Below are 24,400 nucleotides of genomic sequence, written 5' to 3'. Positions count from 1 at the left end.
AAAACAACATAAAAATCTCTTTAAATTTATTCTTTAAAGAGATTCATATTTATTGGAACAAATCAATAATTAACTTGATGTTCAAGATGGTGAGAATGACCGCTACTCCATAGGCCAGGGCCGTGTTCCAGATGGCATTCTTGTGTTCGCCCATCAATTTCTTACTAGAGGTGAAATAAATGAGGGGGAAGATCGAGAAAGGCAGAGCCAGTGAAAGGAAGACCTGGGAATAGACAATCAGTTGATCCAGAACCTTTTCCCTGCTGCCCCAAATCAAAGCAGCAAGAATCACTGGCAAGAGGGCTAGTAGCCTGGTCACCAAACGAATAAACCATTGAGGCAAGCGCAGATGGACAAAACCTTCCATAACGATTTGACCAGTCAGGGTTCCCGTAATGGTCGAATTCTGGCCGCTGGCCAGCAAGGCCACTGCAAAGAGGGTCGAGAGCAGGCCGCTAGCAACACTCCCAGCAATCTTGGGATCCGCTAAGGCGTTATACATTTGCGCAAAGGCAGAAATTTGACTGGCATGACCATAAAAGAGGGCCGCTCCCAAAATCAAAAGCAGGGAATTGACAACAAAGGCTAGGCTGAGTTGAATATTAGAGTCCCAGGTCATGAAACGAACCGCCCGACGAACGGATTCGGGATTGTCATAATCCACCCGTCTGGTCTGAGAAATGGAGGAATGGAGATAAAGATTGTGGGGCATAACCGTTGCCCCAATAATCCCCAGGGCCAGGGTCAGCTTGGTATTTCCTCCTCTTTGATGGAGATCAAAAATCGAGCCACTCGGAAGGAATCCCTTGAGGATACCTGAGATACTAGGCTGTGAGATGACTGTTAAATAAAGGAAAATCAGAAGGATGGTCATTATCAAGGTCGAAACCACTGCCTCAATCTTGCGAAAGCCCAACTTCATTAGACCTAGAAGGAGAAAGACATCCAGAACAGTAACAAATATGGACAACATGAGAGGCCAACCAAAAAGTAAATGGAGGGCAATCCCTGAACCAATAACCTCTGCCAAATCCGTCGCCATCAGGGCTAGCTCAATAATGACAAATAAAAGATAGCGGAGCCAACTGGGCAAATGGGTTGCCGTCGCTTGTGCCAAATCTTGACGGGTTACGATACCTAGCTTGCCGGCCATCTGTTGCAGCTGCATGGCCATGAGCGACGAAATCAAGACGATGGACAAGAGGAGGTACTTATAACTTGCGCCACCGACCACGCTGGTAATCCAATTGCCGGGATCCATGTAACCGACGGCTACCAGAGCTCCTGGCCCAATAAAGGCCTTGAGGGTGCGCCAAAAGGAGGTGGTCTCTGGCACCTCTACACTCTGGTTAACCTCACTCAAGGAAGCCCCTTTATCTATCTGCTGCTTCTTTTGCACTTCCAAAAGAATGCCTCTTTTCTAAGTTCTTAATTGCCTTCATTATAGCACAAAAGAAAAATTAAGCAAGCCTAAGAAATGAATAAACACAACTGAATTAAATTGAATCTTTCAATAGATTTTCTCATCTAACCGCCCATTTTACATCCGATAGAACGGCTGAAAAAAGAGGCAAGCCTGTTAGCTCACCTCTTCAGTATCCGTTTTTGCGCAATCTTATAAACTTCATTGTCACTACGTTTTTCGACTACGACAATTTCAATAATTTCTATTCCTGATGCTTTCTGTCTAAAGACAATCCGCAAGCCTAGCCGTTTATGCTTTAATTTACGACAACCAGATAATGCCCCATGTAAAGCCTGACCAGCTTCCATACCAAGCGTTTCTAGCTTAACAAGAGATTTACGAATCTGAATCCTCTGACTATTATCTAATCGCCTTAAGTCCTTGGCAGACTCTTTTGTAAATTCTACTTGATAGGTCATTCCCACTCATCCTCTACTGCATCAAGCCCTTCTCGCCAATCAGGCCCCAAAATCTCATCAGCAGTATAATGTGTCTTTTCGAGCGTCAAATCGAAAGGAATACCATTTTTTTGAATCACTTGATTAAGATAAATAGTGACAGCAGTCGTCATATCCAGTCCCAATTTAGAAAAGACTTGACTGGCCCTTTCTTTCACATCGGAATCAATATTGACATTTAATCTTACTTTAGACATTTTGGCACCTCACTTGTTTTTCATACACTCATTATACTCTTTTTAGGTGTATAAAACAATTCTCATAGATGCCTAAAGTTATTATTTCCTTCATGATTACCCCTGCCCCCCTTCGTGTGCGGGGAAAACTTAGCTTGACAACCTTTTTATCGCTAGCTACGTGGAAAATCGGTTGACGTTTTGACAATTCTCCTCCGGTTATGGTAAAATGCGGTAAACGAGGGAATAACGTTGGGCGACTGGTAACAGAGCGTTCAAAGGAATTAGAGTTTTCTAATTCAGGCATGGTACTGCCTTCAGCTTCGAGCTGTAAAGACCCCTTACTACCATTGGTCCCCTCATTCATGAGCTCTTGACTTCAGTCAAGGGCTATTTTTTGGTTTCCAAAAACACGTGTTTTATACAAGAGCTATAAACCCCAAAAAAGCCACCCTGCTTAGCAGGATGGCTTAGTTAAGTCTGGTTTAGCGTTAGCTCAATCAAGCTTATAGATTGGCTGCAGCGCCATCATTGCCGAAATAGATCCATTGATCACCGATACGGACGAAGCGATTCTTAGCCATGTTACCGGTGTCACCATCGAAGTAATAGCTACGACCATCAATAGAAATGAGTTGGCCCTTGACTTGCTTACCAGTTGCAGGATCAAAGTAGAGGTCTTGATTGTCAATAGACTTGCGACCCTTGGCTAGGTTGCCTTGGCTATCAGCATAGTACCAAGCATTGTCACCAGTTGTAAAGAAACCATTGACCTTCTTATCACCTGTATTGAGGTCATAATAAGAGGTGTTTCCTTGACCGTCTGTCACAAAGTCTCCCTTAACTTGGATACCTGAGTTGACGTCAAAGTAGAGGTTTTGACCATTGACTTGAACGGCTCCCTTGGCTTGGCGACCAGTTAGATCATCAAAGTAATACCAGTTACCCTCCATTTCTCTGAAGCCTTTGGCCACATTACCATTGGCGTCGGCATAGTACCAAGCGTTATTGCCAGTTGTAAAGAATCCGCCAGCAAGCTTGTTGCCGTTGTCGCCACGGTAGAAGCTGGTATTACCAGCATCATCGGTCACAAAGTCTCCCTTGACTTGAACACCAGAGTCCTTATCAAAGTAGAGATTTTGACCATTGACTTCTACTGCTCCCTTGGCTTGTTTACCGGTCGTTTGGTCGAAGTAATACCATTGGTCTTGGTTTTCTGCGACTTGTTTGAAGCCCTTGTAGACATAGCCATTTTCAGCATAGTACCAGTCATTACCATTTGGTGTGAAGAAGCCACTAAACTTGAGGGCACCAGAGTTTCCATCATAGTAAGAAATGCGACCTTGGGCATCTGTAATAAATTGTCCCTTAACTTGGACACCTGTTTCTGGATTGAAGTAAAGGATTTGATTGTCGACAGGGTATTGACCCTTGACAGCATTACCATTACCATCCATGTAGTACCAATCGTCACCAACATTGACAAATTTATTCTTAGCCATGGCACCATTATCTTCATCGAAATAATGGGTTCCCTTAGCGTCTGTCAGGAGTTCGCCCTTGGCTTGGTAACCATTTTCGTCAAAGTAGTAGGTTTGACCGTACATGTCCTTATAGCCGATAGCCATGACATTATTGGCATCAAAGTAACGGAAAACTGTCTTGTTGGAATTCTTAGGATCGGTAAATGGATACCAATTGTCCCCCTTGTAGAGGATACCTGTGCGACCATAGTAGTAACTATTGCCCTTGTCATCTTGGTAGATGGCATCACGCATTTGGATACCGTTTGGCAGGAAGTAATAGTCATTACCATCAGCAGCCTTGTAGCTACCAGTTACCATATGACCGTCTTTATCGAAGTAATAATAGTGGCCACCTTCATAAACAAAGCTGTCTACCGCCTTATTACCTGACGTTGAGTAATAGGTCATGCCGGTGCCATCATAGTAGAAACCAGTCTTAGCATTTTGGTCACCTGTGAAGCTGGCTGGCAGGAAGTCTCCATTTTCATTGACGGTGAAGTACTTACCAGTAGCATCATCGCTGAGGACATAGCCAGAACCCTTGCCTAGAACATTGGTACCATTGAAGTATTTAGCTTCCCATTGTTTTATCTTGGTTGATGAATCAATTGGCTTACCGGTTGAAATCATGTTGACATTGAACATGTCAGGATATTTAGCCTTGAGTTCATCCAAGAAGGCTCCACCATACTGGGCTTGATAGTCACTACCGCTACTCTTGGTATTGGCTGCATAGAGGGTGTTATTGATGAAGGCATCAAAGGTCGGCTTACCATAGCTATCAGTCCGTTTAGCGGTGACCACTTCTTCGCCTGGCAATTGATAAATTTGGTCTGGCACCCAGTCAGCAATGGCTTGAATACCATTAGCATGAAGGGCCTTGAGAGCGTTAGCCAAGTCGTCCTTAGAACCGTACTTATTGTTCTTACTCATGGCCAAGTCATAGCGATCCGAGAAGGCATAACCATTTTCAATGATGGAATCCAAGAAGCTACCGTCGGTTGCTGAGACGTATTGTGGTGCCATTTCAAAGGAGGTAATACCCAATTTCTTGAAGAAATCGGCATTTTCAGCAATCTTCTTGTTGGTGTATTGGGAGTCATTGTTGACAAAGTCTTGGAAGTTAGAGAAGCCTTCAAAGATAACTTGGGAATCCAGCGCAGCTGAGGTCTTGAGGAATTTACCATCGGTCTTTTGTGAACTATCTGCTGCTACACGGACATCTTGACCATCCTTAGCACCAACTGGTACCCAAACAGCTAGGTAACCACTCATATCAACAGTTGAGTAACCCTTGATATCATCAGCCGTAAAGGTCAGATTACCATTAGCATCGGTATATTTAACCAGATTGGTATCTGAGTCCTTGAGGTAGGATTGAACGCCGTCGCTGGTTCCCAAAAGCAATGGACGATAGGCTTGGTTGGCATGGGCCTTACCCACGTTAACGGTTAAACTATCGCTACCAAGGTTGAGGTTAGGATCATTGCTGACCAAGGTCACCATGCCAGAAGTACGACTGAGGTCGGTTCCTTGGGTATCATCAGCAGACATGAGGTCTTGACCATAGCGGACAGACGACAGAATTTGATTGTCGCCATTTAGCTTATGGACCTCTTCACTTTGACCACCTGAAACATAGGCAATCCGACCTTGCAACATGGTTGCAATGGCATCGTGGTAAGGAGACTTCTTAGCCATGTATTGGCCGTCATCGGTATAGAGGTCACCATAATAAACCCGTGGAACAGACTCCATATTGCTGAGAAGCAGGGCATAGGCCGCTGGAATATTGTAGTGGGTGTAGGTCTTATTGACCTTGTTCATGTCTTCGTTGTAGACCTTGAAGGCATCTTTCAGTTGGTCGAGGGTAAAGGTGTAACCATCTGAATTGTTATCAATCTTTTCCTTAACGATTTTAGCGATAACAGTTTGCACTTCTGAGTCATGAGCCCGAACGAAGGAATAAGTAGGAATGGTATCGCCGTAGGCCGTATCATTGGCGCGTTCCTTATTGGTAGACTCGCTAATCAGGTTTGAAAGGTCAATACGTTGACCAGGTTGTTTGGTCAAAACAGCCAGAGAAGTAAGACGTGATGAATTATCAATAGACAGGGCTGTACCATTGGTGTCTTCATTGTATTGATTGTCATTGCCCGACCAAGCTTCAAGGATTGAGATGTGAGCCAGGGCATTGGCTTCAGAATCAGTTACCTTGTAGTTGTCCTTGAAGTAGTTGCTGTAGACTTGCAACAAGTCAGCATTGACATTATCAACCGCATCGACCCGAACACCGTCAAAGTTGGCATTCTTGTCACCCATGACAATGTCACCCCAGTTCATCAGGTAGTGCAACTGGTTCAGTTGTTCTGCTTGAACGACAGGGTTTGAGTTATCAACGTCATTAGACAACAGGAATTCATAACCCCCTTCACCAGCTTCAGTAAAGTACTTCTTGGTGCCATCTTGTTGGGTTGGGGTGCGGTTAAGCAGACGGTAGTCAGAATTTGCCCAAGGAGTCAAGTCAGAATTAGTATAGAGCAGAGCTCCACCTTGTAAGTGGTCTCCCTTGTTGTAGTTTTCTGTGCTCATATTCCATTTTGGTTGGGTAGCCACGAAGGCTTCCATGGCTGTCCGCAACCACTGGGTGCTGTTATCAGCGGTGATCTTTTGCTCAATCTTGGTTTGAATAGATTGGGCTTCCTTATTGAGATCTGCTTGAGGGGTCTCATTGGTCACTTCTGTCTCGTTGGCACTTAGATACTTATTCATGTAGTTGACGTAAGCTACTTGAGTATCCTTATCTGGCCACCAGCTCATCAAGACTGGTCGCAAGTCATTTTCATTTGAAGCTTCCCAGGTTTGACCATTGCGCAGAATAGAAGCCGGACGGTACCATGAGTTAGCTGTCAAATAGCCATTGACCAATTCAAAACTCTTAGCGGTCGAATCGTAGGCCTTGTTATGGCTTGAAAAATCATCCACCAAATTGGTTGTTCCTTGTGAGAAGGAATAAGTTGAGGTTGATGAGAGGGCACCAGTATCCCCATCAAAGTAGAGCATTTGACCATTGACCGTAATGGCAAAGTTCTTCTTATAAGAACCATCAGCTTGGACGTAATAGTACTTACCATCAATCAACTTAACATTGTCAAGTGACAGGGCTGCTGATTTTTCTTGTTCAGAAGGGCCTGTTTGAGCCACTTGATCTGCCGCCGCAACATTAGCAGCATCGCGAGGTTGGACCCTGTTGCCTTCTGTAGCTTGATTCTTATCCGCTTGGTTGTCGCTTACCTGATTATCAGTAGTTTGATTGTTATTGCCTTGAGCTTGATCAGTGGTGGCGGAGTTTTGGCCAGCCTGTGCTTGATCAGTGGTCTGATTTTGAGTCGTTTGACCTTGATCTAGGGACTGGTCATTTGTGTTGGTATCACTAGATGTCGCCTGGTCCCCTTGATTCGTGTCGGCTGCTTGACTGGTTTGAGCAGCAGTATCGTTAGCCACCTTATCTTCTGCGGAAACGGTGCCAGCCCCTATGAGACTGACTAAACCAATTGAGGCTACTGCTATCGTAACCCAATGTTTTTTAACCTTGTGAAGCTTATAATGTAGCTTTTTTTCCATAAAAAAACACTCCTTTAGCTATGAGCTTAAAATTATTTAGTTATCAGCGGAGACCAGATGGTCCCCACTAAACCATGAATTATATGATAGCACTTTCATATTTACAAACTGAGAATCTAAAATAACAGTTATTTTGAATATTATTTCAAATTAGTAACATTACAAACAATTAACTTTCATGGCAGTTTCACATCAATAGGTGTTTGGTTTCACCTTCCCTATGCAAGTTTCAGTAACTTTCATTTTAAAAGAAAAGGGAGCGAGGCAAAAACTGGTACGGCAATTCCGTCAATTTTGTTGTCTCGCCCCCGCACAGTTGATTTTGGTTTCCTCCAAGGGTCTCCCAGACCCTTGGACCTATCCCTTGCCTAGCAAGGGATAAGGACCTTACCGCCACTTCGTTGGCATGTGATTGGCTAAATGCTGAAGCATAAAGCCAATCATCACAAATCAACCACTGCGCCAATGTGTCTGATGCTGAAAAAGTAAAAAGTTAAGGACTTTTGTCCCTAACTCTGGCTTAATATAAATTCTTGGCAACGTCTTGCTTGATGTGTTCCCACTCCTGCTGGGCCCTGGCCAATTTACGTTGGTAGTCGGCCTGTCCCTTGTAGGCATATTGAACTAAATAATTCTGCTTCACTAGGGGAATATGAGGAACAGGGATTTCTAAAAGTTGGGCTGTTGAGATATTCAAGACAGCCTTACCCTTATCAGTCCTATCAAGCAGGGCTTGACCTAGGTCAGATTCTAAAAATAATTTGAGGTAAAACCCACTCAATTCCTCGGTCGGTCTTAGGACTGTGATATTGGAGGAGGCGACAACGGGGAAATCCTGTGATTCGAATACAGCAACCTTTTTGACCGTCCCCTTGGAGGCCACCAAGACATCCCCAGTCTCTAGGAGGTACTTCTGCACCTTATCTAAATCTTCTGCGAAGGTCTTGAGATGGTCATAATCAATACCGAATTCTGTCATGTCCGACAGATTAATGTAGCTTATCCGACCAGGATCAGCCTTGCCAGATACAGCCTTACCCTTGAAAGCCCTTGCCAGCTGACCCAAGGGTAGTTTAGCTACTGGATTAGCAAGATAGTCTTCAATCAGCCTCATGGTCTGCCTCCTTCTCCCTCAACTTCCATGGAAATTCATGAAAATAGCTCATTCTTCTGCTCTATCATACCTTAAATTTTCAAGAAAATCAAAGGGAGCTAAAAAGAAGGTAAAATAACCAGAGATCCACAGCTACTTCTGGGTGTTAGTTTGATTTTCTTGTCCCACCAGAACAAATCAATTATTTTCTATAGATTTCAGCTCTCTCAACCTCTCCTGTTCAAACTTCAACATCTCTTCTTCCACCTTGCTCCATTTACCAAAGAGACAGTTTTGTAGAACGTCTCCTGCTGAAGCCTCATCAATTTCTGAATCGTAGATGCAAGTTCGATCTCTTTGATAAATTTGAATCTGGTCAAAGGGTTTGTCATTTTCTAACTCTCGCAAGTTATCAATCAAGTGGTTGACAATGCCATCATGATGTTCTTTTGGAGTGGCTCTAGCTTGGTTTGGATCTATGGCATGGAGTTCCTCGTAGCGTATGAGGGTGCTGAGGTATGACAATTCTGGTTTTGTGGCAATCAGCGATAATGATACTCGGTAATTCCTTGATTTCAAGAGCTGTGTTGTTTCCCTAGGAACTTCTGTCGTTCTCAAGGTCCCCTCAATTAACAGATGATAGCCTTGTTTACTGAGTTCATCGGCGAGGTGCTCAACCATTTTTCCCGCAAAAGATTTTGTGTAGTCCACACTATCTTTACCATATTTTTTCTGTAAGGAAAGATAATTGGGGTGCTGGGAACGGTAGCTATCGCCATCAATAATGATAATATTGCCTTGAAATTCCTTTTGCTTAATTCGGTGTATGGTTGTCTTTCCTGCTCCACTCTGCCCACCTAATAGGATAGCTCGGGGCTTGGCCAAGGCTACTTTTCCTCGACTTAGGGAACGAATGGTTCTCTTCAGGGCTAGGTCAAAATCTGCCTGGCTAAATTCTTCTAGCGACATTAGGCAACCACCTGGTGACTCGCCAACTCCAACATACGCTCAATGCCATCCAAATAACCATTATAGCGATCTAGCTCATCAAAACTAGCCACAAGATAAATCTTGCTATTGATAAGGTCAGACAAGTCATCACTCATTAAAATCCAAGGATTGCTCACATCGTCAAAATCAATCCCTTGACTATCCTGGTAACGATAAAGTTGGGATAAGATACCTGCGCCCCGCTCCTTGATAATTTCAATTTTTAAAGTCAGTTGATAGTCTTCCACAGGTCCTAGCATTTTTTCTTGACCCACAAGGTCAATATAAGAAACATTGAATTTCTGACAGATACGATCAAGGAGCTCTGTCGATACCGAGCTTGTCCCGTTTTCATAACGGCTCAGACTATTTCGAGAAATTCCAATCATTGCCGCAAATTCTGGTTGGGTCAAATGATGCGACTTTCGTAAAGCTTTTAGGTTATCTCCAATCATGGGCTTCCTCCTCTTATTTGCTTTTTAGTATAACATAAAAAAGCGGCTAACGCACCAAAATTGGTGCGTCGGCTACTTTCACTTCAGGTTTTCGAATCATCAGCGGAGCTTTTGATTATCTATTGTTTTCGAGGGCTTGAATCCGATAGAAAGTAAGCAAATCACGGGTTTGCTTACTTGTCTCTCTTTTTTTCTACAGGTCTTATAGGTATAAATTTAGATAGCCTTGACCGCCTCAATGGCCGCCTGGTAGTCTGGCTCGGCATTGATATTGTCCAGATATTGGGTGTAGGTGACTTGGTTCTGTTGGTCCAGGACTAGGACAGCCCGAGCTAACAGGTGCCACTCTTCCATCAGGACTCCATAGGCCTGACCAAAACCATTGTCATAGTAATCCGATAGCATGATAGCTTCATCCAATCCTTGCACCCCACACCATTTTTGCTGAGCAAAGGGGAGGTCGGCCGAAATGGTAATGACAACCGTATCCTCAAGGTTTGACAGTTCCTGATTGAAGGTTCGAGTCTGTGTTGAACAAAGTCCTGTATCAATGGAAGGTACAATACTAAGGATCTTCTTTTTACCAGCAAAGTCTGACAGGCTTTTTTGGCTCAAATCCGAAGCCATCAGGGTGAAATCTGGCGCTGTATCTCCTACTTGCAGCTGTTTATCTGCTGCTACCGTCACTGGTTTTCCTAAAAATGTTAGCATAGTATCTCGCTTTCTAGCCGTCACCTAACGGCACTTCATCATAACGCTTTTGAAAATAGATTTCTAAAATTTTGTTTTGGGCTCCCCAAAATTCGAAATAACCTTTTGAACTCAAAAGAGTAATATACCTCCTTTTATGAGTAGAAAATTGACTTTCATTAGGTCTAGCCTAGGCAAACTCGCCTAATCAAAAAGCCCAGAAGAGCTACTTCCAGGCTGGGTTTTAGCATATTAAAAAATTTATGAGCCCCAAACACTCACTTTTCTTGAAAGTTCTGAAAGAGTTCCAAAATTTTTGCTGCAACTGCTTGGCTGTCAGCTTCAACTTGGTCATCCGCATAAGTCTTCAAGTAAGGGTAGTGTCCCACCTGAACAGCGTAGAGAGCCTCCTTAAACATATTGATGTCATTTTTATCATTGCCAAAGGCGATATAAGGCTCCTTGATAACCTCCTTGATAGTAGAGGCTTTACTGATATTACTTGGATTGAGATAGAGACACTTTTCATTTTCGTGGTAGGTGATCTCAAACTTGTTCATTTCCTTAGTCCGATAGGTAATATCCGCCAGTAAATCTTCGTGGTTGCCCAGATAAACCACCATTTTGATAGGATTCTTTAGGTCGTCAGCGGAAACCTTCTGAGCTAAATTCAGAGGATCAACCATTTTTATAAAGGGAATATAGTCCTCAATTCCCGTTGCATAGTTAAAGGAATTGTCCACAAAGAAAGGCAAATTGTAATAGCGACAGTACTTAAGAGCTTCCTGGTAACCTTCGTAGTCCAGCTTGTGCTCCAGAATCAACTGGCCCTTTTCATAGACCAAGCCACCATTCAGTCCAAATACTCGTTCCTTGGCTAGGTCTTGACCTAACATATCAAGCGAATCACGATAAGAGCGAGCTGAAGCAAAATTGATTTTATGACCGTAGTTACTGGCCTGGGCTAGGACCTTCCTGCTTTTTTCATCAATACTAAGACCATCAAACGACAGAGTTCCATCCAGGTCAAAAATAAAATTCATAGCAAACTCCTAATTGAGTATAGCTCAGAAATGGCCATACCCACCATTATTAAAGCACTTACAATTATAGCAAAAAACTAGGCCGAAACCTAGCTTTTACTGGATATTTGTGGCCTGACTGCCACTTTCTTACGAATTTTCAGGTAGAGGAAAAAACAAACAGATGCATAAATGACTAAGGTCACCAAGCTTCCCTCAATACCAAATTTACCACCGGTTAAAAAGTCTGGTCCAGCCAACTTGAGCTTAATAATAGCTGACGGCAACACACCTAAACCAGAAACCTGAACACCAAAGATGGAACCCTGAAAACAGTTCCAAGCCGCATGAATACCAAAAGCTCCCCAAAGATTACCTTTCCAAATAAGGTAAAGACACATCATGAGACCAAAAAGAGTTGCATTGGCAAATGAAATCAGGGTCACATTAGGATTCAATAAATGCATGGCCGCAAACAGGACTGATACAATGGAGACGGCTGTTATCCTGCGGTGATGACTGGCTAAAACCGGCAATAACCAGCCCCTGGTCATCAATTCTTCACCAGCACTTTGGACCTGCCAAGCCAGGATAAAAAGAATGAGAAACCCTAGACTTGAGACCGTCAGATTTATTTTATCAATCTGAACAATACCAAAAAGACCAAGTAAGAAGATAATCAAAGTAAACATTGCTCCACCTAGGAGCCAACCTTTTAGCAATTCCACTCCTGCTCGATTCTTAAAGAGACCCATAGAGGAAATGGGACGCCTTTCAACCCATTTGACCCAGGCAAAGAAAACCAAGAAAACACCAAAATCATAGTTCAAAAAGGCCAACGCCGTTATAGCTGTCGTTTGGCTGGCCAAGCCAAGCAGGGATAAAATCTTGACAAAAATAGTTACGATACCAATTCCCAGCAATTGACCAACAATAAATAACAGAAGGCCAAGTGGGAGCACAAAAACAATAGGTCTAATAAGTCTACCTTTAGCAGTCTCTATAAAAATATTCTGCTTCATATTGTCACCTCCGCAAATTAGGTTTAATTATGTTGTACCATTTTGATATATATATATATATTTAATATATACTTTTTTAACATAACAGATTCTACCAAAATTTGCAAGGGTAATCAAAACAAAAAGGCACAGACTAAAACTGTACCTTAATATCTAAATAGGTATTTAACACCATTCATCAACAGCGGTTTGGGCTGCGATGCGGCCAAAGGTGAAGATGTCGGTCAGAGAGTTACCGCCTAGGCGGTTACCGGCATGGAGACCACCAGCAACTTCTCCTGCTGCATAGAGACCGGAAATTGGCTGAGCCTTTTCGTTGAGAACATGAGCCTGAGTATCAATTTTCAGACCACCCATGGTGTGGTGAACAGCTGGCTTACGAGGGGTCGCATAGAAAGGTGCTTTTTCAACCTTGAGGTCAAAGGCCCCCTTGTCAAATTCAGGGTCATGACCCGCATCTACATAGGAATTGTAGTTGTTAATGGTTTGGACAAAGACCTCTGGATTGACACCGATTTGTTTGGCCAGGCCTTCCAAGCTATCATCCCTAAAGAGGGTTCCAGCAGCCACCTGAGCATCAATCTTTTCTTGACTGGTATTATAGGCCGTTGCCTTGATATTGTCATCGGAAATCAAATAGAAGAGACCACCATTATCAATGGCTGCTTGAGCTAGTTTATCCCTGCTACCATATTCATCGACAAAGCGTTTACCCTCTTGATTGACCATGATAAAGTTAGCCGGTGGCACTTGCAGACCTGAGAATAGGGCACCAGTATTGGGGTCGGAAACTGGCATCATTTGGGTGAAGCCCATGCCGACAAGGTCTGCTCCTACCGATCGGCCTAGGATAATACCATCACCTGTAATGGCTGGTGAGTTAGAGGTCTTAATGTCATCATCAATTTCAGTCCAATAGGTATTGTACTTTTGGAGCATCTTGGTATTGGCACCAAAGCCACCTGATGCCAGAACAACAGCCTTGACATGAACTGTAATCGTCTGATCGTTGCGTCCGGTCGCGATGGCTCCCTTAACCTGACCGTTTTCGACGATTAGCTCCTTAACTGGGCTATCGGTCAAGATAAAACCACCTTGCTGGCGCACATAGTCGTCAAGGACAGAAATGTAGGCAAAGCCCAGCAGAAATTCATTCCCTGGCATAACGGTCGCATTAACCCCAGGAGCATCCAAAATTTGGCGCAGGTGGAGCTGGGCCCGTGAAGACCCCTGCTCAGAATAGGAAGCCCCAACAATCATAACTGGCTTGCCATCCAGCGGATGGATATTGAAAGACAGCCATTCCAAGAGACTATTGAGGCTGGAAGGAATGGTATGGTTGTGTTCGGGAGTCGCAATAATGACCCCGTCCGCTTGACTAATCTTTTGGTTGAAGGTCTGAATGACTGGGGAGTCTGTTTGATCATCAGTCTCATCAAACATAGAGACCTGGTCAATATCCAAGACTTCAATGTCGGCCTTTTTGGCAAAATGTTTGGCCATGAACTGCAATAATTTTCGATTATAGGAATGCTTGGCATTGGTTCCTGTAATAGCAACTAATTTCATGATTTCTCCCTTCTGTCCTAGTCCGCGGCTTCCCAAGCGAAGGCTTGCTTGCGTTTGGTATCAGCTTCCTTGACCAGTTGATTGGTCAGGCTGACAAATTCTAAGAACTCAGCAAAGCAATCTTCTAGCTCAGCCACCTTATCAGCATTGGTCAGCTCTCCCTCATCGGTCAAGACTTGTTCGGAATGACCCAGTAGAAATTCATTCCCTGGCATCAGCCTTGCCTTAAGTTCAGGCGCATCTAAAATCTGTCGCAAATGAGCCTGGGCACGTGAAGTTCCCAACAGCCCCAGCGAAGCCCCTACAATCATGACAGGCTTATTTATCAAAGGACGACTCGTATAGGCAATCCATTCCAAGGCTGAGGACAGCGGGGCTGGAATGGTGTGGTCGTATTCTGGTGTCGCAATAATGACCCCTTGAGCTTGGACAATTTTTTCAGTAAAGCTTGCCACGGCTTGAGGAGCTATCTTATCCTCTGGCTCATTAAAGGCTGGCAAATCCTTGATTTCAAGAATTTCAATGTCCGCCTGCTTGGCAAAATGCTTAGCCATGAACCTTAGTAATTTTCGGTTGGTTGACCGTTTGGAATTGGTTCCAACAATAGCAACTAATTTCATCTTGTTACCTCTTTCACACTTTTTCACCCTCATTGTACTACGCTCCAATTTTTTTGTAAACGCTCTCTTTTGATTTTTAAAACAAAAACATTTATTTATCGTACAATAGTATTGGTTTTTTGATAAATCCCGAATTTTTATCCAATAGCATTGACGGCGTTTTCAAAAGATAGTATACTTTGTGAAAACACAAACAAAGTCACAGAAAGGACTATTGCTATGACAAAATCTATCAATCGTTGGCATACCTTGGCCACCTCTGCTGCCATCTTACTCTGTACGGGTGCCATCTATGCCTTTAGTGTCTTCGCTGGACCTCTTAGTAAAGAGACTGGCTGGACCATGCCAGAGATCATGTTGGCCTTCACCATCAATAATGCCATCGGCTCCATTCCTATGATTCTTGGAGGTTATTTGGTCGACAAGGGTTATGTGAAATGGACAATCTCCCTGGGTGCCCTTTTATTTGCTGCTGGCTTTTGCCTCAGTGGCTTTGCAACCAGCCCTGGTATGCTCTATCTGACTTACGGCCTCATGGCTGGACTGGGACAGGGATTTGCAGCCGTTATCGCGTCTCCTATCGCCAATCTCTTAATTCAAAGTCACGATGCTAAATTTGCCTTTCGTATTTTGGGTCTGGCCTACATTATTGTTGTCCTTCTTGCCAGCCTCTTCATCAAAGCTGTTCCAGCAGGCTATAAGCCTGAAGGTTGGAACCCACCTCAACAAAAACAGGCTGGTTCCCGCAATATCAACTGGCTGGGTATGCTTAAATCACCGATTTTCTATGCGATTATTTCCATGTTCTTTGTCGGTTCATTCTCCGGCCTCATGATTGCTTCGCAAGCCGCCACAATCGGTCAGTCCATGTTCGGATTGTCAGCAGGCACCGCTGCCCTCAATGTTAGCCTCTATTCTATTTGTAATTCTAGCGGTCGCTTTATCTGGGGTACGGTTTCCGATAAACTGGGACGTAGCAAGACCTTGACTATTATTTATTCCGTTGTTGCCCTAGCCTTATTGGTTCTGACCTTCATCCCAGGCCAATTTGGTTTTGCCCTCGGCATTATTGGTCTAGGGATTTGCTTCGGTGGTGTTATGGGCGTCTTCCCATCCATGGTTATGGAAAATTATGGTCCCGCCAATCAAGGTACCAACTACGGTATCGTCTTTACTGGTTACTCTCTGGCAGCCTTCTTCGCTCCTCGTGTTGCTGTCCAAATAGCTGGTAGCAACCACGGTAATTATAGTTACGCCTTCTACGTAGCAATTGCCTTAGCCCTAATTGGTTTAGCTCTTAATTTTGTTTATGTGAAATTAAGCAAGAAAAATGCCTAATGATTAATGGAATAGAAATTTCCTTGCACTCCTTTTTTATCCCCAAATTTTTTAGTACTGATGGTTCCGTCTCAAGCAGAGGTAGAGGTATCATATTCAATAGCTTATATTATAATGAGCTTATAAGATTGATTAGAATGAGGCAGATTATGGTTCAAGAATCTTCTTATATCAAAGATAATCCATCCGGCTTTCCCTATAAATTTTATCAGACCCGCTTAGCCTATGGACAGCCAGGAATCATGTACCACTGGCATCCTGAATTGGAAGTTTCTTACATCAGCAAGGACAAAGGGACCTATCTCATAAATTATGAAGCTTTTGACTGTCAAACAGGGGATATCATGTTGATTCAACCCAATAGCATGCACTCTATTCAAGCAGCAGCCCAGCAAGAATTGATTAGTGATACCTTTAGTATTCATCTGGACAATCTCGGCCGCTCAATCATTGATAAATACGGCCAACGCTACTTACAGCCCCTGCACAATGCTCACTTTAAAATCATCCCTCGCATTCAACCAGGTATGTCTGGTTACCAAATCATTAAAGACTGTGTTTATTTGAGATTTTTGAATTAGTCAGGGTTCAATCTCTTTATTTTGATATGTTATTAAAATCAAAATGTCATGAATTTCTCTATCTACTCTTTAAATACCGCCATATTAATCGTCACTATACAGATAACACTTACCAAAATTATCAAAAACTCAGGGAATTAATTGACTATATTAATGACCATTATGCCGAACATCTGACTATCTCATTTTTAGCTGACTACTTCGGCTACAGTCGTACCCACTTCATGAGTATCTTTAAACAGCACACCGGCAGTAGCTGCCTTGAGTTCACCCTACAGTTGAGGCTCAACAAGGTCTGTGAACTGCTTGTGCAGACTAGCCTCACTATTCAGGACATTACGAGTCAAGTCGGCTTCTCCAACCAATCTAACTTTAATCGTCAGCTCAAGAAATACTATAAGCTGACTTCCAGACAATATCGGCAAGAGTTTTCAGGAAAAATTTTGCGAGAATAGTGTTCCACTCCAAAACAAGATTACTCTATTCTGGGAAAACACAAAAAGGCTCTATATATCCTAAAAGGGATAATGAGCCTTTTCTTATCAATACTATTTGAAAATCAAAATCAGATAATTTGTGCTTACTAGTTTGCTTGACATTTTTAGAGGAATAGCGAACGAAGTGAGCTTGAAATGATATCTTCGCCCTAGTGGTATGATTCACAACACCTGCGGGGTTGCGAATTACGGGAAATTGAGACCTTTAATAGAAGCTCATCATCAGCAAGGGAGTAAAGACATCAGCTGCTAAAGCAGCAAATGCCGCAGTAGTTGATTGCAGTCTTGGCACCACTTCAAGGTGCAGAAAGGACAGCTAGTCACCCTTACTGGGGTAGTAAAATAGTCCGGTGGACTATTTAGCTCAACACCTTGAAATTGGAAGTGAGGGACCACGAGGGTTTTGGAAGGTTTTGACGACTGTCAAAGCCCTTTCTGTCTGACTCCCTAATGCCAATCTCTATGACGATTGACTAGCTCCCCCACTAACTCAGTTAGGCCAGTAAAATTGACTGTCCTAACTTCGTGTCACCATGAAACGCTTTTGGATTTAACAACCCCTTCCTCAAACGGTTTGTTCTTGCGTCCACACTAGTTAAAGAAAGCATCCAGTGGCTGTTTTTTGCCTGAGCCTAGAAATGAAAAAGCGAAGGCTATCGAATTTTGAATTTGGTTAAGTATAAAAAGCTGTTATGGCATTACTACTGTCATCAAAGTCAGAGTGGTACTCAAAAATTATAAACCTTTCCTTTTATCGCATGACAATGCAGCTCCTTCAGCCTTACCATGATAGAATGGAGGCATAATGCTTTTTCTTAAGGAATACGATCAGCAGTATAGCTATCATCCGATAAAATACGGGACAGAAAACGACGTGTCCGCTCTTCTTTAGGCGCTGTGAAGAACTCCGGAGGAGGAGCTGATTCAATGATATGACCACCATCCATAAAAACGATATGACTGGCAACATCTCTTGCAAAACTCATTTCATGTGTCACTACAATCATGGTCACACCTTCCTCAGCCAGTTGCTTCATAACCCCTAAAACATCTCCAATCAATTCTGGATCCAATGCAGATGTTGGTTCATCAAAAAAGATAACATCAGGCTTCACTGCAATCGCACGCGCAATACCGATACGCTGCTGCTGACCACCAGACAACTGATTAGGATGATAATCTTTATAACTTAGCAGTCCTACCTTCTCTAAAGCTTTTAAAGCTACTGTTTCTGCTTGTTCCCTTGGAATTTTTCTAGCAATAACAAGACCTTCCAAAATATTTTCCAGGGCTGTTTTATTAGCAAAGAGATTATAATGTTGAAAGACAAAAGCTGTCTTCTTCCGAATAGTCAATATCTCTTTACGATTCAGGTCAGCTAGGTCATAAGACTGATTATCCAAAGTTAGCCGACCTTGATCGGCCTTTTCGAGATGATTGAGACAGCGCAATAAGGTTGTCTTCCCTGAACCACTAGGTCCCAGTATAACAATAACATCTCCTTTATTAACTTTTAAATCAACCTTGTCAAGGACAGTCTTATCTCCAAATTGCTTTGATAATTTTTTAACATCTAACATAGATCCTCCTTAAGAAAAGCGCTTCTCTAAGGCTGAGAAGCCCCATTGGATGAAACCGCAGATAATAATATAAATAATGAAAATTACCAAATAAGATTCAAAATATTGGTAACCGTGAGCTGCTTCTACCTTGGCAATCGCCGTTATATCCTTAACCGTCATCACAAACACCAATGATGTCCCCTTAACGATATTAATGACTAGATTACAGAGATTGGGCAGAGCGTTTCGTAAAGCCTGAGGAAAGACAACCCTAAAATAGCTCTGAGTAGTGGTTAAACCAATAGACTGAGCCGCCTCTAGCTGTCCTTTATCAACAGTTAAAATAGCCGCACGTAAAATTTCTGATAAAGTTCCCGTTGCCATTAAGCTAAAGATAATAAAAGCATAATAAATAGGATTAAGTTTAAAAATATCAAGGCCGCTTGATTTTAAAAACACATTTAAAACACTGGGTAAAAGACTGTAGAAAAATAAGATTAGGAGTATCGGCGGGGTTGCACGGATAAAGGCCAAATAGACTACCGAAAAAGCCGTCACACCTTTGATTTTATAAATTCTTCCTAATGCCAAAAAAAGGGCCGGTAAAAAACTTAATAGAAGCGAGACGACCATGATAGCTAAAGTAACAGGAACACCTTTTAAGGAGAGTAAAAAAGTATGAATAATATAGTTAAAATCCATAAGCCCTCCTAACTATTTTCTAGATCTAGATGATGCTCCAGCAGATGAGAAGCCACTGATAAAATCAAGGCGAGTCCCCAATAAATAAAGGCAACAGCTGTATAAGTTTCCAAGGAATAATTGCCCAGATTGCGGCTGATTAGTAAATTACCTGCTCCCATGACATCTACCAAACCAATCGTATAAGCTAAGGCAGCATCCTTCATCAAATTTAAAATAGCTGTTATAATATTGGGCAGGGCAATTTTAAAAATCTGCGGTAACAAAATTCGTCTAAAGGTCTGATAGCCTGTCAAACCAATACTGAGGCCAGCTTCCATTTGTCCCTTAGGTACCGCTAAATAAGCAGCTTTAAAAACTTCTGACACAGATGCAGCAAAGAGTAACACCATGGTTACAACAACAAAAATCGTTCGTGACCAACCATCAACATCCAAATGGAGCCACCATGTCAAAAATTGAGGCAATCCATAAAAAACCAGAAAAAGCAAGACAATCGGCGGAGTACACCTTAGTGTAAATACATAAGCCCTAGCAAAACCAGCTAAACCAGTATCAGAACCTACCTGTGCCCAAGTCAGACTAGCTCCCAAAAGTGTTCCTAAGAACACCGTTAAAGCAATAACCCACAAGGTCACAGGGAGGGCAGACAAAATAATTGGAAGAACCTTAAAAATATAAGACGGTGTATAAGGAACCATGGCTTCCCCCCTTTATTTTGTTACATAATTGAAAACATCTTCTCCAAAATATTTCTTTGATAGCTTAGCCAGAGTTCCATCATTTTTCACTTCTTTAATAGCTTTGGTATAGTCCTTAACAAATTTTTTGTTGGATGTATTGCGATGAATCAAAGGGTAAGTCTCAATTCCTTTATAGGGAACCCACGTCAGCTGATCAGCGTATTTATGGTAAGCACCGTCCTTATCCTTAACAGCTTGTTCAAATGACAGCTTTATATCAAAATAAGCATCATAGCGTCCCTCAAGTACCCAAGCATAGGCATCCGCCATGGTAAAGCTTTCAGCAGCTTTAAGGTCTATGGTATGTTCCTTGTGTTTCTTATTATAATCTTCAATTACGTTCCATTGGGCATTTTGAGGAGAAATAGGAACTAATTTGCCGCTTGATTGGGCAAAGGAATCAATATCTTTAAATTTTTCTTTATCGTCCTTGCGAATAGTAAAGCCAATAACACTGGCACCAATCGGATCATCAGGAATAATAAATTTCTGCGCCCGCTCCTTTGTATACCAAGCACCCTTAATCCCGATATCATATTTTCCAGATTCCAAACCAATTAGCAAATCTTCATCACTTGTACCGGTATAATCGAACTTATATTGAGGTAACTTCTTATCAATCGCTTTTAGAACCTCAACTTCATACCCCGTATGTTTTCCTTTATCATCAACATAATCATAAGGAGCATAATTCTGCGTATGGGCAATTTTTAAGGTTGTTACCTTATTGCTATTAACTCCTTGTCCTGCAAAATGACGGCCGATAAAGGTACCGCCAATAAGTAAAACAAGAATTCCGCCTGCTATGAACCATTTTTTTGTGTTATTTTTTTGTGCCATCCATTGACCTCCATTCTACCAAGCAGCTGCTTCTTTTACCCAAGCTATGCGCTCAGCGCCGATATTACTTGGAATCGTGCAGTCAGCACCAATAATAGTGGCTCTCGTACCTGCTTCTTGTAAAAGTTCTTTCACACGCGCTTGAACTTCCTCTTTACTGCCACTGTACAACACTCCCTCTTGAGTATTGACAAAACCACCTAAAACAGGTTTTCCGCCAAAGAGCTCTCGTCCCTTGGACAGACTAACTCCTTCAGGCTTTACTGCCCAGTTATATACCTGCGCTGGATAGTCTTTAAAGAAACCGATATTGTTAGTAGCACCCTCATAGCCACAAATGTGAAGCACACTCACCCCGTCTACCTGATGAGCTGCTTCAAGAATTTTTAAATCACTCGGAGCTATGTAATGGCGGTAATCTTCGTCAGAAACTCTATCATCTTGAATAGACTGCACACTGAGATAAATACCATCAATTTTAGCTTCAGTAATTATCTTTCTGACTAAAATGGCAATATCACCAGCAATCGTATTTAGCACCCTTTTCAATATTTGTGCATTTTCATGCAGAAAATCAGCAATAAAAGTATCTCCACTTGCTATCTGGCCAGCTAACTGCCATTTGAGATAAGTTACAGGAGCGAAAATATTATAAATCGCAACGATGTCCTCCGTAAAACTATTTTTAATAGCCTTAACCAGCTCTACCTGTTGCTCAAACCAAGGATGGTCTTCACCAATAGAACTGATTTCAGATAAGTCTTGAATAGAGGAGACTCCTGTAGTGATTAGAGGGTTGGGATAAGTGAAAAAGCCATCGCTCATAATCTTAATAAAGTCAGGATCTACTTCCTTAATAAATTTACGATGTCCTTCAAGGTTCTTCTGAAAAATAGTGTGGTTATTAAGCCCTTGACCTAATTCGTCTTCTGGCAAAAAATGGTACCAAAAACCGACCGGCACTCTATCCACAGATTCTCCATGAAAGGCTTTTATGACTCTCTCTTTTCTACTGATAACCATAGACTTCCTCCTATAACATCCATTGCTTTTCTAAAAATATAAGTGTATTGAAACACCTACAAAACTTATTTTCATTCTATCACCTTCTAAGAATCTGTCTAATCTATATTTTTTATTCTCCGCTATAAATTTTTCTTATAGATAGCGTCGTGAGGCTAAAGTATTTTCAAGCGAGAACTATTGAACCAGTCTCCAATCACAAGCATTCAAAGAAACCTGATCCCCTGTTAAATCAGACGCCAATAATTGTTACCTCACCTTGGTAAACTTGTTGTCTTCTATTTTTTTCTGCAACCTCAAACAGTGCTCCTAGACTGGCACAAAGCTAAGACTTTAGAGAGCCCCAATAATATTGACTTCCTTTGCTTTTATTCCTTCCTATTCCCCTGAAATGAAGCCCATTGAACAGGTTTGGGCGGAGATTCGTAAAGACGGCTTCAAACACAAGGTCTTTAAAAACCTTAGAGAATGTCATTAATCAGCTACAAGCGGCATCCAAGGACTTCATTGGCAGGATTTACAAACGATTGTCCACCAAAAGTGGACAGCCACTCTTTTCGAAAATATGACTTTCTTAAAGAGGAAAAAGATTTTCAGATTGTGATCTTATACTCTTTGAAAAACAAAATTAGCATTTGGGATATTTCTTAGGTTGTGCGGACGCAAGAACAAACAGTTTGGGGAACTGTTTGCTAAATCCAAAGGAGTTTCATTGCTAATTCTTGAGCTTAGGGTCTCAAAATTTCCGTTATTCGTAACAGCGCAACTGTTACGAATAATACCACAAGGGCGAAAGTATTCCAATTTGTCTATTCTGTTTACATAAACTGAGATGAGAACAGTGGATATTCTTTTGTAATAACTGCTATTTTTGAATTTAAATGAGTATTAACTAGAATCTTGGTTAAAATTTTTAAAAGGATGGTGGGGTTAGCTAATGACTATCTCAGTATCATGAGTATACATAAAAAGCCACTAGGAAACCTAGTAGCTCTTTTTATCCAAACTCAGCTACAAGCTTACTTTTTAAGGTTGTAGAATGAGTTAATACCTTTGTATTGAGCAACTTCACCAAGTTGATCTTCGATACGAAGCAATTGGTTGTATTTAGCCATACGGTCTGTACGTGACAGTGAGCCTGTCTTGATTTGACCAGCATTAGTTGCAACTGCGATGTCAGCGATTGTTGAATCTTCAGTTTCACCTGAACGGTGTGATACAACGGCAGTGTATCCAGCTTCCTTAGCCATTTCAATAGCTTCGAAAGTTTCTGTCAAAGTACCGATTTGGTTAACCTTAATAAGGATTGAGTTTGCGGCACCTTCCTTGATACCACGTGCAAGGTAGTCAGTGTTTGTAACGAAGAAGTCGTCACCAACCAATTGAACACGGTTACCAAGACGTTCTGTGAGGGCCTTCCAACCTTCCCAGTCGTTTTCATCCATAGCATCTTCGATTGTGATGATTGGGTATTTGTTTACCAAACCTTCGATGTAATCAATTTGTTCTGCTGCAGAACGTTTAGCACCTTTTTCACCTTCGAATTTAGTGTAGTCGTAAACGCCATCTTCGTAGAATTCAGATGAAGCACAGTCGAAACCAAGCATGATTCCGTTTTCACCAGCTTCATAACCAGCAGTTTCGATAGCCTTAAGGATAGTTTCTACACCATCTTCAATTCCGTCGAAACGAGGTGCGAATCCACCTTCATCACCAACGGCTGTTTCAAGACCACGTTCTTTAAGGATTTTCTTCAAAGCATGGAATACTTCAGCACCCCAACGAAGACCTTCCTTGAATGTTGGTGCGCCAACAGGCATAATCATGAATTCTTGGAAAGCAATTGGAGCGTCAGAGTGAGAACCACCGTTGACGATGTTCATCATTGGCGTTGGAAGAACTTTAGTGTTGAATCCGCCAAGGTAGCTGTAAAGTGGGATTTCAAGGTAGTCAGCGGCTGCGCGTGCTGCAGCGATAGACACACCAAGGATGGCATTAGCACCCAATTTACCTTTGTTAGGAGTACCATCAAGAGCGATCATTGCACGGTCGATTGCTTGTTGGTCGCGTACATCGCAACCGATGATAGCTTCTGCGATGATGTTGTTTACGTTGTCAACAGCTTTTTGAGTACCAAGTCCGCCGTAACGAGATTTGTCACCATCACGAAGTTCAACTGCTTCGTGTTCACCAGTAGAAGCTCCTGAAGGAACCATACCACGTCCGAAAGCACCTGATTCAGTATAAACTTCTACTTCAAGTGTTGGGTTACCGCGTGAGTCAAGGACTTCGCGTGCGTAAACATCAGTAATAATTGACATTACAATACTCTCCTTATGAGTTTAATTTTTTTACACCATAATAGTAACACAAACTTTGTTAATTCGCAAACAAGAACCGTATC

General features: G+C 42.2%; 19 protein-coding genes and 2 pseudogenes. 3 read left to right on the top strand and 18 right to left on the bottom strand.

All coding sequences use genetic code 11. The features are described 5' to 3' along the window. Nucleotides 1-49: 49 nt before the first annotated feature. The 12 genes from DYE66_RS05920 to DYE66_RS05860 form a co-directional block, all read right to left on the bottom strand. Entirely contained in the window at nucleotides 50-1,405 is a 1,356-nt protein-coding gene (locus DYE66_RS05920; protein ID WP_003000293.1) for an Nramp family divalent metal transporter, read from the bottom strand. A 179-nt stretch (nucleotides 1,406-1,584) separates the two neighbouring features. Next, entirely contained in the window at nucleotides 1,585-1,884 is a 300-nt protein-coding gene (locus tag DYE66_RS05915) for a type II toxin-antitoxin system RelE family toxin (RefSeq protein WP_003000034.1), read from the bottom strand. Then, nucleotides 1,881-2,120: a type II toxin-antitoxin system RelB/DinJ family antitoxin gene (locus tag DYE66_RS05910; RefSeq protein ID WP_002999832.1), complete on the bottom strand. Its 240-nt coding sequence runs from the start codon at nucleotides 2,118-2,120 to the stop codon at nucleotides 1,881-1,883. Before DYE66_RS05910 ends, DYE66_RS05915 begins: the two co-directional genes overlap by 4 nt. A gap of 485 nt (nucleotides 2,121-2,605) precedes the next feature. Next, nucleotides 2,606-7,249 (bottom strand): glycoside hydrolase family 70 protein, encoded by a 4,644-nt coding sequence (locus tag DYE66_RS05900; protein WP_003000273.1) that lies wholly within the window; start codon nucleotides 7,247-7,249, stop codon nucleotides 2,606-2,608. A 520-nt stretch (nucleotides 7,250-7,769) separates the two neighbouring features. Beyond that, nucleotides 7,770-8,363, bottom strand: coding sequence for a restriction endonuclease subunit S (locus DYE66_RS05895; protein ID WP_003000123.1), 594 nt, complete (start codon nucleotides 8,361-8,363; stop codon nucleotides 7,770-7,772). 177 nt (nucleotides 8,364-8,540) lie between these two features. Further along, the gene (pezT, locus tag DYE66_RS05890) at nucleotides 8,541-9,311 is read right to left on the bottom strand and encodes a type II toxin-antitoxin system toxin PezT (RefSeq protein WP_002999890.1); all 771 of its coding nucleotides are present in this window, start codon (nucleotides 9,309-9,311) and stop codon (nucleotides 8,541-8,543) included. After that, nucleotides 9,311-9,787 carry a type II toxin-antitoxin system antitoxin PezA gene (gene pezA, locus DYE66_RS05885; protein ID WP_002999986.1) on the bottom strand — a complete coding sequence of 159 codons (477 nt, stop codon included), beginning with the start codon at nucleotides 9,785-9,787 and terminating at the stop codon, nucleotides 9,311-9,313. The genes pezT and pezA overlap by 1 nt, the downstream gene beginning before the upstream one ends. A gap of 216 nt (nucleotides 9,788-10,003) precedes the next feature. Next, entirely contained in the window at nucleotides 10,004-10,498 is a 495-nt protein-coding gene (gene tpx / locus DYE66_RS05880; RefSeq protein WP_019782489.1) for a thiol peroxidase, read from the bottom strand. A 257-nt stretch (nucleotides 10,499-10,755) separates the two neighbouring features. Continuing rightward, complete coding sequence (locus tag DYE66_RS05875) at nucleotides 10,756-11,520, bottom strand: HAD-IIB family hydrolase (protein ID WP_003000443.1); 765 nt, start codon at nucleotides 11,518-11,520, stop codon at nucleotides 10,756-10,758. Between the two features lie 89 nt (nucleotides 11,521-11,609). Further along, nucleotides 11,610-12,521 (bottom strand): CPBP family intramembrane glutamic endopeptidase, encoded by a 912-nt coding sequence (locus DYE66_RS05870; RefSeq protein ID WP_002999774.1) that lies wholly within the window; start codon nucleotides 12,519-12,521, stop codon nucleotides 11,610-11,612. 165 nt (nucleotides 12,522-12,686) lie between these two features. Further along, nucleotides 12,687-14,090, bottom strand: a complete 1,404-nt coding sequence (locus DYE66_RS05865) for an FAD-binding protein (protein WP_003000534.1) — start codon at nucleotides 14,088-14,090, stop codon at nucleotides 12,687-12,689. A gap of 17 nt (nucleotides 14,091-14,107) precedes the next feature. Continuing rightward, nucleotides 14,108-14,710, bottom strand: coding sequence for an NADPH-dependent FMN reductase (locus tag DYE66_RS05860; RefSeq protein WP_003000236.1), 603 nt, complete (start codon nucleotides 14,708-14,710; stop codon nucleotides 14,108-14,110). A gap of 219 nt (nucleotides 14,711-14,929) precedes the next feature. On the opposite strand from DYE66_RS05860, the gene DYE66_RS05855 reads away from it, so the two are divergent. Both DYE66_RS05855 and DYE66_RS05850 read left to right on the top strand, forming a co-directional pair. After that, nucleotides 14,930-16,048: an OFA family MFS transporter gene (locus DYE66_RS05855; RefSeq protein WP_019787940.1), complete on the top strand. Its 1,119-nt coding sequence runs from the start codon at nucleotides 14,930-14,932 to the stop codon at nucleotides 16,046-16,048. Between the two features lie 149 nt (nucleotides 16,049-16,197). After that, nucleotides 16,198-17,084, top strand: a pseudogene (locus DYE66_RS05850) (AraC family transcriptional regulator). Between the two features lie 857 nt (nucleotides 17,085-17,941). On the opposite strand, the gene DYE66_RS05845 reads toward DYE66_RS05850, so the two are convergent. From DYE66_RS05845 to DYE66_RS05825, 5 genes are read right to left on the bottom strand one after another with little or no spacing between them, the layout of a single operon-like run. Then, complete coding sequence (locus tag DYE66_RS05845; RefSeq protein WP_003000233.1) at nucleotides 17,942-18,706, bottom strand: amino acid ABC transporter ATP-binding protein; 765 nt, start codon at nucleotides 18,704-18,706, stop codon at nucleotides 17,942-17,944. A gap of 9 nt (nucleotides 18,707-18,715) precedes the next feature. Then, entirely contained in the window at nucleotides 18,716-19,390 is a 675-nt protein-coding gene (locus DYE66_RS05840; protein ID WP_115325029.1) for an amino acid ABC transporter permease, read from the bottom strand. A gap of 8 nt (nucleotides 19,391-19,398) precedes the next feature. Beyond that, entirely contained in the window at nucleotides 19,399-20,091 is a 693-nt protein-coding gene (locus tag DYE66_RS05835) for an amino acid ABC transporter permease (RefSeq protein WP_002999756.1), read from the bottom strand. Nucleotides 20,092-20,103: 12 nt separating this feature from the next. Further along, nucleotides 20,104-20,973, bottom strand: a complete 870-nt coding sequence (locus tag DYE66_RS05830) for a transporter substrate-binding domain-containing protein (RefSeq protein ID WP_115325028.1) — start codon at nucleotides 20,971-20,973, stop codon at nucleotides 20,104-20,106. Nucleotides 20,974-20,988: 15 nt separating this feature from the next. After that, the gene (locus DYE66_RS05825; RefSeq protein ID WP_115325027.1) at nucleotides 20,989-21,996 is read right to left on the bottom strand and encodes a uroporphyrinogen decarboxylase family protein; all 1,008 of its coding nucleotides are present in this window, start codon (nucleotides 21,994-21,996) and stop codon (nucleotides 20,989-20,991) included. A gap of 315 nt (nucleotides 21,997-22,311) precedes the next feature. Between DYE66_RS05825 and DYE66_RS10995 the strand changes: the two are divergent. Beyond that, nucleotides 22,312-22,600: pseudogene (locus DYE66_RS10995) on the top strand (hypothetical protein); the annotation flags it as partial. Nucleotides 22,601-23,015: 415 nt separating this feature from the next. On the opposite strand, the gene eno reads toward DYE66_RS10995, so the two are convergent. Further along, the gene (eno, locus tag DYE66_RS05820) at nucleotides 23,016-24,317 is read right to left on the bottom strand and encodes a surface-displayed alpha-enolase (RefSeq protein WP_115325026.1); all 1,302 of its coding nucleotides are present in this window, start codon (nucleotides 24,315-24,317) and stop codon (nucleotides 23,016-23,018) included. Nucleotides 24,318-24,400: the final 83 nt, after the last annotated feature.

The organism is Streptococcus downei MFe28, assembly GCF_900459175.1.
GTDB lineage: Bacteria > Bacillota > Bacilli > Lactobacillales > Streptococcaceae > Streptococcus > Streptococcus downei.
This window is presented reverse-complemented; position numbering and strand designations above follow the sequence as displayed.